The 13,454-nt window shown below is 42.5% G+C and carries 8 protein-coding genes and 1 pseudogene; 1 reads left to right on the top strand and 8 read right to left on the bottom strand.

Annotated elements, in window-relative coordinates:
* Positions 1–46: 46 nt before the first annotated feature.
* Complete coding sequence (locus tag CI959_RS09490) at positions 47–1,528, bottom strand: Gfo/Idh/MocA family protein (RefSeq protein WP_011966917.1); 1,482 nt, start codon at positions 1,526–1,528, stop codon at positions 47–49.
* A 435-nt stretch (positions 1,529–1,963) separates the two neighbouring features.
* On the bottom strand, positions 1,964–4,654 hold the full coding sequence (locus CI959_RS09485; RefSeq protein WP_057316910.1) for a LamG-like jellyroll fold domain-containing protein: 2,691 nt from the start codon (positions 4,652–4,654) through the stop codon (positions 1,964–1,966).
* A gap of 71 nt (positions 4,655–4,725) precedes the next feature.
* On the opposite strand from CI959_RS09485, the gene CI959_RS09480 reads away from it, so the two are divergent.
* Entirely contained in the window at positions 4,726–5,250 is a 525-nt protein-coding gene (locus CI959_RS09480; RefSeq protein WP_034527732.1) for a GNAT family N-acetyltransferase, read from the top strand.
* Positions 5,251–5,324: 74 nt separating this feature from the next.
* Here CI959_RS09480 and CI959_RS09475 read toward each other — a convergent pair whose 3' ends face one another.
* The 6 genes and pseudogenes from CI959_RS09475 to CI959_RS09450 form a co-directional block, all read right to left on the bottom strand.
* On the bottom strand, positions 5,325–5,807 hold the full coding sequence (locus tag CI959_RS09475; RefSeq protein ID WP_005861117.1) for a hypothetical protein: 483 nt from the start codon (positions 5,805–5,807) through the stop codon (positions 5,325–5,327).
* 6 nt (positions 5,808–5,813) lie between these two features.
* On the bottom strand, positions 5,814–6,509 hold the full coding sequence (locus tag CI959_RS09470; protein WP_011966920.1) for a histidine phosphatase family protein: 696 nt from the start codon (positions 6,507–6,509) through the stop codon (positions 5,814–5,816).
* Positions 6,485–7,153, bottom strand: coding sequence for an AAA family ATPase (locus CI959_RS09465; protein ID WP_041525587.1), 669 nt, complete (start codon positions 7,151–7,153; stop codon positions 6,485–6,487). The genes CI959_RS09470 and CI959_RS09465 overlap by 25 nt, the downstream gene beginning before the upstream one ends.
* A complete protein-coding gene (locus CI959_RS09460; protein ID WP_011966922.1) occupies positions 7,131–7,952 on the bottom strand; it encodes a manno-octulosonate cytidylyltransferase in 822 nt (273 codons plus the stop codon). The genes CI959_RS09465 and CI959_RS09460 overlap by 23 nt, the downstream gene beginning before the upstream one ends.
* Before the next feature lie 11 nt (positions 7,953–7,963).
* Entirely contained in the window at positions 7,964–9,223 is a 1,260-nt protein-coding gene (locus CI959_RS09455; protein WP_008780660.1) for a sialidase family protein, read from the bottom strand.
* Between the two features lie 224 nt (positions 9,224–9,447).
* A pseudogene (locus tag CI959_RS09450) lies at positions 9,448–12,910 on the bottom strand (DUF6383 domain-containing protein).
* Between the last annotated feature and the right edge of the window lie 544 nt (positions 12,911–13,454).

Here is a 13,454-nt window from a genome sequence, read left to right as displayed (position 1 = left end):
AACCATTCAATTTATAAATTAATCTTAACCCTTAGAAGAAAGTCCCTTACAGGCTCCAACCTTTACGATACTCATAGTGGAAATAATCGTTCGCTTCCGGACAATTCGTGATTCTCATATTCTCTGCGTCATATTCCAACGTAAGATCCAACCGTTGCGCGGCGACAGCGATATTCGTCAGCAACATAATCTCCGTCAATTTAGCGGATACCTCAAAATCATTAGCGGCTTTGCGACCTTCCTTTATCGCCTCGATAAAGTCCACATAAATATTACTCGGTCGCTTTAATGTCTTCTCCGGAGCTACGAACCCCGGTCTTTCCGGTATCAGTTGCGGCTCCGCTCCATGGGTACCATGCATGATCAGGCCTTTATCGCCTATATAAAGCGCTTCCCTTAACTGGCGGTTCGCTTCCAACTCCGCCGGACGAGCCGGTTTTATACCCCCATCACTCCAAGTTACCTTTACCGGAGGCATATTCCCACGAGCCGGGAACTCATACGTCACGCATTCCGATTGTGGCAGATAGTCCTTATTGTAAGGGGTGGAAGTAGCTTGTATTTTTGTGGGCATACCCAAATTAAGCGCCCAAATCGGAGCGTCGAAGGTATGGGCTCCCATATCCCCCATAGCGCCTGTACCGTAATCCCATAATCCACGCCAAGCGAAATGAAGCATCTCCGGATTATAAGGTTTATCAGGAGCCGGTCCCAACCACACGTCATAGTTAAGATTAGACGGTATATCCACTCCCGCCGGACGATCAAAATAACCTTGGCGCCACATCGGACGGTTTGTCCACAAATGAACTTCCCTTACGTCTCCGATCACGCCACCTTGGATCCATTCGACCGTCTGCATAGTTCCTTCAATATTATGCCCTTGGTTACCCATCTGGGTAACAACACCGGTTTGCTTTGCCAGATCCCTCAAAAAACGGGTCTCATAAATCGTCTTAGCCATCGGCTTCTCTACAAATACATGCTTACCAGCTTTCATCGCATAAGCGGCAATAACCGCATGGGTGTGGTCCGGAGTACCGATCAATACCGCATCGATCTCTTTCTCCTTGTCGATCATTTCCCGGAAATCGGTATACTTCTTCGCTTTCGGGTATCCCGCTAAGATATGTCCGGAGTAATCGTGGTCTACATCACATAGCGCATAAATATTCGCATGCTTAAACGATTGTTTCTCCGCATCTCCCATTTGCACAGGATTATCCGACGCTCTTCGTTCCCGTCTGGGTGGCTGGATGCCCGCATAAGGTTGCATCAGCATACCGCCTCCACCAAAAGGTCTCCTTTTAATTGGTACATCCGGAGTAGCGATATTCTGTATATCGCCACCACCTTGGCTACCCACACCGATACCGGCCAAATTGACCATATCGCTAGGTGCCGTATAGCCCGGTCCACCCAAAACGGAACGAGGTACGATTGTAAACGCCGCCGCTGCAGCTACTGTACCTAAGAACTCCCTACGTGTGAAGTTCACCGAATTCTTGTCAGACATAGTGTTACTCATAGTATTAAATTTAAAGTCGAAAAAAAAATATATATAGTAAAACACAACTTCGCTTCCTCGTGCGAAACAACGAGAGCGAATATAGGGAGGAGCAGTAAACCATGAGTTAACGAACGCTAAACAAGGCATTAACCTAGGGCTAATTTAAGGCAAATTTCATATCCTCACAAAGCATAATTCACGCAATAACAGCGACATAAATAAATCAAGAAATATTTATAAAAATCTTCGATAAGTCAGAGGCATAGCACCTGCCTCTCTATTCGAAAGGATCGCTATCAGTGGGGCGCATACATTTGCCACTGTAATGGCAGAGGAGTGCCACACGGATGGCACAGGCATGCCATAACGGTGGCACGGTCTTGCCACAACGATGGCACAGGTGTGACAATAGCAATGGCACAGTCCTGCCAATGAGCAGGCACACTATAATACTTACTGGGGAGATTGCTGACTCATCAGCGGAGACGGTACGACCTGCTCAAAAGAAGAGGGGAAAGCCTCGCCATACATCTCTTGGTATAAAGCGCAAAAGCGGTCGTACACATAACGGGCCAATTTAAAGTTGTTCTGGTAAATCAAGGCTTTGATCTTATAGAGCAAAGCCTCCTCGTTGCAAGGATCGTTCAGAAGGATCTGGTCTGCTATCTGGATCACCCGATCCGCCTCATCCTCGATCGAGTAAGTGTCGATAAAGCGAGACAAGACATCCACCGTACTATTACAGATATAACTTTTAAAATCATCCATCCAATCAAACGATTCCCCTTTGAACACTTCTCCTTTGCTGATAATATCATAGAAATATTCAAAGTCCGGCTGAGTCCGTACCCGTTTATCTTTCAGCCAATCCAAACAAGCCAAATAATCGCAATAGACATCTTCCGAAAGCTGGAGAATATATCGATTCGCGTTAAATAGAACCTCAACCGTATCGATACGTTCCAATATCTTCCGGAGTTTCAATATAGATACGCTTCGAAGGCTCTTCGTACTTTTCGAGGGGTTGTCATTCCCCCAAATCATCCGTGTCAAGTCCTTGCTCGATATCCCGAAACGTCCGCGGGAAGAGTGAAGCATAATCAAGAGGAACAGCTGTTTCAACTTGGGAGTAAATAGAGAGGTTATATCATTTCCATCCCGGTCCAACACATAGAACTCTCCAAACAATCGGATATAATTGCGCAGAACCGGAACCTCCTCAATCTCCTCCGGCATCTCTCGCGAAGAACGATCCGGCTCCTCGATTCCTTCCTCGATTCCCTCCTCCGCGACCGTTCCCGCATCAGCCTCATCCTGCCTTGGTTTTTCTTTCACCTTCCGATAGCCTAGATAAGCTATCGAGACCAAAGCCATCAAAATCAACCCAATTCCAAGGATATCCAACCAAGTAATCGCATTCGATATATGTAAATCTAATAACTGGTTGCTCAATCCCAATATCTCCTTATCGCTCAACACACGAGACCAAATACAAAGATTATCCAGCACACCCACGAAATTCGAGGACTGGCTGAAATTCACGAAACCGACATATAAGCTATCACTACCCAGATAAGCCGGACGATCAAAAGAGATCGCGTCCAGTTTTCCATTCACGAATATAGCCTGCTCCCCATTCCTTTTATTATACCGCCATACGACATTGTACCATTTGCCCGGCTCGATCTCCGTGTTACCAACCAGATCGTTGTTAAAGAATCCCATATACGATTTCCGGTTCCGTATCAACAGATGCAACGCTTGTTGATAAGTACTGTTCTTAGCTCCCAGAATACAATAATCCTCCTTCTCCGGCAGGTACTTAGGTATTTTCAACCAAACGCCGACAGTGAAATCATGATCCCGCATATGAAGTTCCGAAGCGGTCGGTAAATCCACACGGGCCTGATTCTCCAAGGAAGCGACCTGTCCCCGTATAGGGTCCTGAATAAACTCGACATTCCTAGATACCGTGAGATTATGATTGGACGAACCATCTTTCTCATCGCCCTCAAACGGTAAATAAATCTCTATATCCTCGTCAATCCGCAAAGGTCTAGCCTTAAAATCGCTAGCGAAAGCCTTCCTTTGGGTACCGGAGACATAAACCGTAGCCGGCTCTATCCTATAGCCCGGAGAGATCGGGGAAAGCATCAACTCGGCCCCGGGCTCTAGCGGAAAGCAATATTTACCCGTCGTATAATTAGACATCCCATCCCAATTCACGTAGTTAAGCAGCTCATTGTTATTCGTAACCGCGCCGTAGATGATATCGAAATTCCGAAAAGTAACCAACGAGACATCCAACCACGCGTAATACTTATCTACCAAGATAAAATTGGGAACCCTTCCATCCCGGATCCACGCTCTTTTAAACGATTCAATTAAATAGGGCGTCTGCCGGGCTAAAGCCGAGATATCATTGCTATTCCCCCGGGAAGTCTCCAAGAACTTATATCCGGTAAATAAAGACAAATTTTTTTTCAGCCGCTCATCAAAACTCTCAACCCCTTCCGGTTGGTTGCCCCAATCAGCGTCCGTATGCTCCACGAAATCCCTCATATTATGCAACCATGAAGGACTGTTCAAATGTTTCTGAACCTCGAAAACGACCAGTCGCTTTCCGGAACTCAACATATCCTTCAGGGATGGCCATCCGTTTTTCGTATCATACTCAAGTACATACTCCATCAAGCCTATTTCCTTAAAAGAGGATTCCAGCTCCGTCTCTACATAGAAATCAAGGAAAAGCGTCATAACCTTAGTGGAGTCCGCATCCAAGGCCGTCTTAATGGCTTCCAATGACTCACTAAAAGGGGTAAACGTACCATCAGGTTTCCTTAGTAACAATACATTTGTCTCCGTATCCCGCTTCAAATAGAAATAAAAGCCTTCGATCTGCTTCCGCAACAACTCGTCCAAAGAAAGTTTTTCCGGGGAATTGGAGGATAGACAAGAATAATTAGATAGGATGTAGACGCTCTCGTTATATAAAAGACCGGCCTCTACATCCTCTTGACGTTGAGAAACCAGACGTTGTGCCGAAAGTAATTCCGGCATAGTGATTATAAGGCTAACAATTAAACATATATAACGAAACCACGCTATCATCGTATACAATATCTTAATTATAAGATCATCCAAAAATAAAGCTTTAATATGACATGACAATGTTTTTAGATTATTATCTTCGCATCAAAATAAAGCGAAGTCATATGGACATACTAGAAATAATGCGAAAGCAAGATCCTCTCTATCCTACCTTTGAGCAAATATATACGGCAAGTTTCCCTCTATTTGAGCAACGAACAGAAGAACAACAAGAACAGGCCTTCCAATCTCCCAACTATCATCTAGTGGTTTATCTGAAAGATAACCTCTTTATCGGCTTTATCTCATACTGGGATTTTAGCACCTATGTATATATCGAACATTTCGCCATTCATGAGAACTTTAGGGGACAAGGATACGGCGGTTTATTGCTGGAGGATTTTAATAAACGCCTGAATAAGATCATCTTATTAGAGATCGATCCTATTACGGATGAAATTTCCTCCAAGCGATTAAAGTTCTATAAAAAATGCGGCTTCTTCGAAAACCGTTACAACCATTTCCATCCCCCTTACAGAAACAACTATCGAGGGCATGCGTTAATCATCCTGACAACAGAGAGGCAAATCACTGAGGATGAGTATATTCAATTCGGTTTCGACTTGCGGAATATTGTCATGGCAAATTAAGAAATAAATATAAAAGCCCCGATCGTTTCTTCGATCAAGGCTTTATTAAATCACCAAAAGCCGAAAATAATGAACTAAGGAGGACAACACCCTTCCTTTCGTAAATTTTCGCATACATCCCGAATAACCGCATATGGCTTTTTATCATAGCCACTGTCAAAAAATTTTTCCATGGCTTCGACTGTGTCCAGATAAAGCCATGCCCCTTTCTTCAAGCAAATCAATCTTACGAAACGAGCCTCTATTAGTTTCTCCAACTTCATATAGGCTAAAGTATCATAAAAATATTTCACCAAACGTCTCGCCTCGTCATACTCAAAGGCTTTCGGCAAATTATTTTTCATATCACTCTCCCATTGTTCCAACCGATATACCCCCCGCTTTATATCTTTCAATTTACGTAAAGCCAATTTCATGTCCTCCTTCGCATATTGCGAGATAAAGAACAGATACATATCCGAGGTATTTTTAGTGGTAGCCTGTCTTAAAGCATAAAGAGACAAAAGCACACTTAATACACTAACTACCAAAGCTGTTATATTCCATATATCTTCCATGATTTATCATTTAAAAAGTTTATAAGCCTTTATTCCCCAATCCGTACACCTCCAATGATCACCCACACAATCGAATATACAAACCCCACCTGTCGGAACCTTAATATCATGAGTCGCACAGAAATCCTCATAATTCCCCAGAATATAGGGGGAGAAACGCATCACTCCATTGGAAGATACTAGCAGCCAAGTCTCACCATCAGGTATACTAGCCGCCAAATCCTGCCAACCGCTTATCAGTTTCTCTACATCTACGTTCCATCCTAACGGTACCACGGCCTTCTCATTCCATTGGGCGATCACGGAAAGTCCACTCTCCACGATCCGATCTTCCGTTAGGTCTTTCCGGTCCATTCCCTCCTTTTCTAAATAGAGAGATCCCAAACGTTTTATTACATGATCTTCTACCATATTCTCATCCGGCCCATAATCAATCTCTTTAAGACGTAAGTCTTGAATGATAGGCAAATCCACATTCATTTCCTCCAAGATATAGTTAGCGGTCTCCAATGTGCGTTTTAAGGGGGCCGAAATCACCTTGTCGATCACAATCCCCTTTTCACGTAAATAACGTCCCGCAGATCTAGCTCGTTCCTCCTCTACCAGAGGCAAATCAGTTCTAGCTCCAACCCGAGTCGGAGTCTCTCCCGCACGAAACGTATTACCATGCCGTACGATCACAAGTTTTCTACATTTTTCCATGGTTGTATTAATTTAAAGTCATCTACTATTTTTTGATATTCAGGTAACAAATCTATCAAGCAATCCCAACGTTTTTTTACTTGCTCCTCCGGGAAAAAACGATTCCTCCGAGCCAATCTTTTGATAACCATTTCTGGTGTCGCATCGATGCACACCATATGAATCCGATATCCAAGACTCTTTATCTTCTTATACAAATCCACATGTTCTCTCAACGCATTACTATGTTCAAATAAAATAGGCCACCCATTCCTCAATCCCAACAAAAGAAGACGGTAACCTAAAAAACGAGCAGGAAGTTCCCAACGTAAGAACGCTTTCTCCCTATCTAGCGAGTAATCCGCTTGATACCCGGATAATGCCTCCATGATAGCGTCGAAAGCGATATGCAAACAAGGTCCATTCTCTGATAGCCATTTCACCGCCCAATACGATTTACCGGATGCGGGTATACCACATATATTCAAGAATAAGGGTGATTCCGATGCCCGTATATCCACCTTTTGGCTGTCTACCCAACAGGCAAATTCCATCCATACCGGACCAGCCTCACAGCCAGGAGGTAGAACTTCCTCCAAAGTATGGTAAGGAAATAAAATAGAATCTACGATTCCATCTAAGTCACGAAAGATCGAACTCTCCATATTTCTCAAGTATTTCCTCAACCCGTTTAACATCTTCCGGGGAATCAACCCCGCTTGTTGTCTCACGTCCCCGATAATCAACGTCTACGACCCTCATTTTGATACCATTCTCTAAGAAACGCATCTGTTCCAATCCTTCTATATAAGAGCGTTCATACACAGACGGAGGTAATGAGAAATAAGACTCAAGGGCTCGACCGCTATACGCATATAAACCCACATGCCGCCTGACAGGGCTTTTAGGCAAAAGATCCCTAGCCTGATCCTCCTTACGGATAGCGGGTATGGTTTGTTTCGAGAAAGCTAAGGCATATCCCAGCCGATCCACCAATACCGTCGTGCCAGAATAAGGGGTTTCCTTTTTCATCGCCAGTAATTGATCGTATTCGCTCCATCCCAACAAGACCGAGGCGGTAAGGACATCCGCCTTCTCCTTTCTCCATGTATCGATCAGATCTTGCAAGATCCAAGGAGGACACGTGGGATTATCGCCTTGCAGATTTATTATCAGTCCGGGATTGGTGTCCTGTTTCCTTGCCGCCTCATAGCAACGTTCCGTACCACTTTTACAATTCGTGGAAGTCATCATCACCGGAATCTCCCGGGATTCGCAAAACGAGACGATGCGCTCATCATCCGTAGCTACCAAATAAGAACAAGACTCATTTTTGCGACATACAAAATCCGCTATATCCGAGACCCGTTTTATCATCTCTATACCTTTAATCTTAACCAAAGGCTTACCCGGCAACCGGCTTGAACCATATCGAGCCGGTATTACAATCAGTACTTTTTCCATAATCACTTCATTTAATAGATTAACATTCTAAACCGTTTAATTTTATAATATGTAATACAATCAGAGTATTGAGGGTCCTTTGTATGATCATCCGCCGCACGGCAAACCACGTGCATATCCTCACCTACGATACATAACGAAGGATAATTTCTTGAATATAATTCATTCCCTTGGCAAGCGATCATCCCAGCCATACACCAGTCCACACAATTCTTCGAGAATAATAATTGTAAACGATGCCTCTCATTATTCGGGAGTCCATACCGGGAAGTCTCAGGTAATGAGCTTATCGTCCGCATAGAATCGAAAGATTGATTGGATGCCATCCAATACAACCGGGATATCTCATCATACACTATAAAGAATTTCAAATGACCACCGGGAAAGGGCAAGAAAAGCAAGGTCTGTCCGGAAGGAGTCTCTTGAAAGCCGGTTACCATCTGGCCGTTCTTATCTTCCCTCACTTTTAATAAACAAGCGTATCCAATCCCTCCGGTATGCGCACGAAGAAACATATGGAACGTTTTCCCCTCCGGATCATACCAAATATGATGTTTATCCTTTATTTGAACCACTTGAGCCTCCAGCCATCCAGTGGGCGCATTAAAACGACCGGGAGCCAATTCTAGCGGCTTATTGGTCAATGACTCGTAAAAAGGAATGCCAACCCCTTCCGGGAAATGTACTTTATCCCTGAAAACAAAAGGATCGGAACGTCGCCAAGAAGACGCATCCAGTAAATCATCGTGAATAGAGCAAGATAGCAAGGTAGGGCTCAAACCCGCCACATTCCAGCCTTCTATCTCCGAGTTATAAAAACGCTGTTCCATCGCCAAGTAAACCCGCTCGTTAGCGAAAAGAACATTACAGGCAGAAGAATGCCATTTCTCACCTTGGGAGAGAAACGAGGGAACGCTCCACGTATTCCCATCATCTTCCGAGCATATAATACATAAATCGCCTGCGTTTCCTATGATATATATCTTTTCCCCTATACAAAAAGGGCGGGCATGCCAAAAATTAAAATCCGAGATAAAACACCAACTAGCGCCTTGGTCGTCCGATACAAAAATCTTACCGATACCTAACCGTCTTGTCCTTTCCGTATACAGCTGCGAAGAAGCATAGATTTCTTTTACCCCCTTGCCGCCCAAGTCGAAAGTCACGACCAAGCGTCCCGTCGAAGTCACGGTGATTCCGGGAGTATAACAATAAATGTCTTCCGGACTAATTGATTTATAGATCAATGTTTCTTGAGTAGATATAAGCATAGCACGAGATTTAAGAGTACAAAAAAAGGTCACGACATTTCTTCACAGAAGTTCTCGTGACCTGAGCTTTTAATTTATTACTTTAGTATTAATACTCCCGCATGTTCTACCATCGCGGTGTACTTGAAGAATCTATCTCCACACGGGAATTTCAGAATTATAAATATCTTCTTAAAGGAAGAGATGGGGGATTCTCCCATCTCTTGACCTATCTATTTGTTTAATTATTTAACAACCACTTTAACAGCTTCCTCACCATCAACAGCTACAGCTACGATACCGGCAGGTACGGCAATTGTTGCGTTATCAGATGTAAGAACTGTCTCAGCGACTACCTTACCTAAGATGTTAGAGATAACTACTGATTTACCAGCAGCGCCTTGGATAGTTACAGTACCATTATCAGTTGTGATGGAAACACCTTCTACAGCATCGATTGTCTCGTTATCTGTAGCGATATCGTCACCTTGCTCTACGTTGAAGATTAAAGCGTCATCACCACCGGTAGCAGTTTCGTCAAACTTAGAATCATCTTTATCAGACAATACCAAGCAACCATTCTGCATTTTCAACCAAGCAGCTTTTGTAGGAGCGATGTCAAGACCATCTGCCTGCATTGATTCGAACAAGAATGATCTATCAGCCTCAACCTCATTAGCGGCAGCATTTCTGTTAACGAAACGCATTGACCAAGTCACATACTTGTGGTTGTCACCAGATAAAACATATTTGTAAGATACGAAGTTATCCTTGCTTACACCAGCCTTCTTAGCGGCAGCCCAAGCTGCTTCCTCAGCCTTATTTAAAGCCTCAATCGTGATCTCCTCATTCTTCAAGTTCTTGAATTCGTCTCTCAAGATGAACAATGTATCAGCTACACGAACAGCCTCTACGAAACCGGCACGATCATATTTCTTCCACATATAAGCGGCGTCTTTCTTCGCATCGGAAGTATTAGCCTTATCATGTTTCAAAGCGAAATCATGGAAGTTGATCAAATACTTACCTCTCTCGAAACCGGGGATAGCCGGAGTAGCATGTGAACAGTGCGCTGCGTCTACCTTGTTACCTTCATTGTCATAGTGATTATGAGTATATGTACAAGCAACACCCGGTGTACCCTCGAAGTCGTTACGATCGATTGAGATCAAATACTGAGGTTTGATATTACCAGCGCCACGATTTACCCATGCCGTATCAACGATGAATGACAAGCCATCTTCCGTCTTATCCGGAGTGTAGATACCTAAGAAATCGATATCACCATTCATGAAATTCTTGTTGTTCTCAACTTGCAAGTACTCTTTACGATATTTCTCGATGAAACGTAATGTATCAGCCTTGTCACCTTCATTACCTTCAAGCTCAAGAGAATTGAAACGACGGTACAGTGGAGTCTCATCCGGTTCGATAGCGAATGCGGATGTTCTGGATTCTTTCAATACTTGAGATTTCAATGTAGCAGAGCCATCATAGTCAGATACACCAGCCTTGTTGTCATCTGAAATTGAATAATGTACATCGTTTACATCTTTAGTGTCTTTTTCAGTAGACAAGATCGCATAATAACACTTACCCGTTTCTTTGATCTCATTATTCTCCTTGAAGAAGAACGGAGTAACCACCTTATTCTCGCCTGTAGTCCGATAATCGTTATGAGTAGGTACATTGAACTTATCCTCTTTATTGATAGCTAAGCCAATACCATTTAATTTCACTACATAAGCCGTTCTATAAAGTTGTTTCAAGCCTTTGATACGATCTTGATGTTCTTTCTCTACCTTGAAACCAAACTTCTCTACCGCATATACAGAGCTGTTTGCACTTCTCTTAGCAGTATCTACATTAAAGGCAGATACACCAACATTAACTGTCAAAGTTGAGTCTTTAGAAGACTTAGCGATGTATTTATCCGTCGCATACGGATGCCAGTAATTAAATGTATATTTATTAACCTTCAACTCATCGTTCGTTAAGTTCTTATAACCTAACAAAGAATCAGATACAGCCTCGGCCGGAACCTCTACAAAACGTAAGTCACTCTTCGCTGCTACTGTAAATTTAGAAGAAACACCATCTTGTGTTAATTCTACATTGCTTTTTGTATATACATATTCCGTATCAGCATTCTTATACAAACTAAATGTTCCTTTCGCATCATCAAACTCACGGTTAGTAGCTATTACTGAAGACAGATTATTCTGATCTTTAGCGTTTGTCTTCAAAACAACCCATTGATAGGCTGGCATATGAGCTACATTTTGCTCATCAGCATTCACGGTAGTCCAACGAATCACGCCATTCTCATAGATCGGAGAAGCTAAGTACTCACCCTTCTTGTTCATGATGTAGTAAACACCATCCTTAACAGAGGTCTTTGATTGATCAGCCTCGCAACCACCATAACCTAATTTGATGGTTGTATTCTGTTTGGAATAATCAACGGTCAAGATACGAGTCTCATCCTTGATCAAATCTTGCAAAGACACACGCCAGTTATTTCTTTGGTTGTCTGTCTTTTGATAAATCTCTTTCCAATATTTTACCTTATCATCATCACCTCTCCAAGTGATCTTTTTTACATAGATCTTCAATTCATCTTTGCTAGGAGAATAAACAAATAAGAACTTATGTTGATCTTGTAAATCCCCTAAGCGATCAATAGCCTCTTGTGTTTTGCTAGGACCAGTCCAGCCATAAGCCAAGAACTTGGCACCGGTCTCATTTGTATAAGCTGTATCGACCTTCAAATAAGTGTCCTTATTATCATCGTTCTTACGTGTCACATAAAGCCATTCGCCATTCGCCATTTGTCAAAGTCGCAGTACTGTTAGCATTCACATCGTAATACTTGTTATCACCTGTAGATTCAGCGATAAATTCCTTCTCGTTGAACGGATTCTTTAAGCTGGTACCCTTAACATCCGGAGAGAAATTCAATTTAACACCCGCATCAGCATCCTGCAAATCGAAAATCTTATTCAATTGATCCGCATCTAATACGATATCTTCTGCTTGATACAAAGTAAAGCCAGAGAACGTATTCTTCGCTTCAGCTGAAAGGTTTGAAAGATCTGTAACGTCTGTAGCAGCTGTAGGATCTACCTTTACATCATTCAAGGCATATTTAGCGACCTTGATAGTTCCGTTATCGTTCAACAAACCAATAACAGAGTCTGTGCTAAAGTGAGAATACAAAGGAACATTCTTCTCCAACTTATTCAATACAGAAGAGAAGGCCCAACCAGAGATCTCACCACCGATTATAGGCTTCCACCAATAGCCCTTCTTACCATCCGCACTTTTCAGATCATCACCCATAGCGATATCCAACATCATGCCAGTACCCTTGTTCATGAAATCGAATTTTACCGCTTGACCTTGACTATACGGCTGAGTAGTCACACACCATAACGTATTTTTCAAAACGAAATCCTTATCATTGGCACTCATTGCGACCAATGAATATTCGCCATTCACTTCCTTCATCATCAAGATCTGATCATTCGCATCTCTCAATTGATAAAGGCCGCCCTTGGTATCTTTGTCATACGTAGGCAAAGCTTGTGCACTTTTGTTAATGTCAAGAGCCACTCCGTCCTTAACATCAGCAAGATTCTGCGCATTAGCAGATACCGCAGCAACAAGCGCAGCACCTGCCAAAAGAGTAGAAAACTTTTTGTTCATAATAAATAAATTAATATTAATACTAGTGTTTATTAAGATAATCAACCTGTTAGACTAATTGAAAATCGTCGTTTGCCATTAAAAACGACTAGTCTAAACGATCGTCTAAATCTTGCGTTTTTTGAGCATCGAAACGGGAGGTTCGTTGAAGGAATCGCTTGTTTCGTGAAGGATAACCTATCCTATTGATAAGAAAGAGAATAAGCGATAAAAAAATCGTCTGGAAGGGTTGCAAGTATCGAAGAAACGCGTACCTTTGCAAATGACTAAAAGAATCGATCGTTTAAACTAGTCGTTTCTATACTAGAAAAATATTTACTAATCATACAAACTTTACTATCATATACTAATGTACATGCGTACATTGTATATCTATATCAAAGTAACACTTTGACATTTTGTATTCTTAACTCCCGGAGAATCGACTTTTTCAGGCTCCCCCGATAAATAGTGGGGATAATCTCGCAATGTACTTTTATCTACACTTTAATTTGTTTATCACACGTTTCACGTCGGTCAACTTGCTTTATGTCAGTGATATGTT

This window comes from Parabacteroides sp. AT13, from assembly GCF_002272965.1.
Classification (GTDB): Bacteria; Bacteroidota; Bacteroidia; order Bacteroidales; family Tannerellaceae; genus Parabacteroides; species Parabacteroides distasonis.
This window is presented reverse-complemented; position numbering and strand designations above follow the sequence as displayed.

Excerpts from the sequence above, each read along its gene's own strand:
- CI959_RS09470 (WP_011966920.1), bottom strand. The coding sequence starts at position 6,509 with ATGGAAAAATGTAGAAAACTTGTGATCGTACGGCATGGTAATACGTTT.
- CI959_RS09455 (WP_008780660.1), bottom strand. The coding sequence starts at position 9,223 with ATGCTTATATCTACTCAAGAAACATTGATCTATAAATCAATTAGTCCG.
- CI959_RS09475 (WP_005861117.1), bottom strand. The coding sequence starts at position 5,807 with ATGGAAGATATATGGAATATAACAGCTTTGGTAGTTAGTGTATTAAGT.
- CI959_RS09490 (WP_011966917.1), bottom strand. The coding sequence starts at position 1,528 with ATGAGTAACACTATGTCTGACAAGAATTCGGTGAACTTCACACGTAGG.
- CI959_RS09465 (WP_041525587.1), bottom strand. The coding sequence starts at position 7,153 with ATGGAGAGTTCGATCTTTCGTGACTTAGATGGAATCGTAGATTCTATT.
- CI959_RS09460 (WP_011966922.1), bottom strand. The coding sequence starts at position 7,952 with ATGGAAAAAGTACTGATTGTAATACCGGCTCGATATGGTTCAAGCCGG.
- CI959_RS09480 (WP_034527732.1), top strand. The coding sequence starts at position 4,726 with ATGGACATACTAGAAATAATGCGAAAGCAAGATCCTCTCTATCCTACC.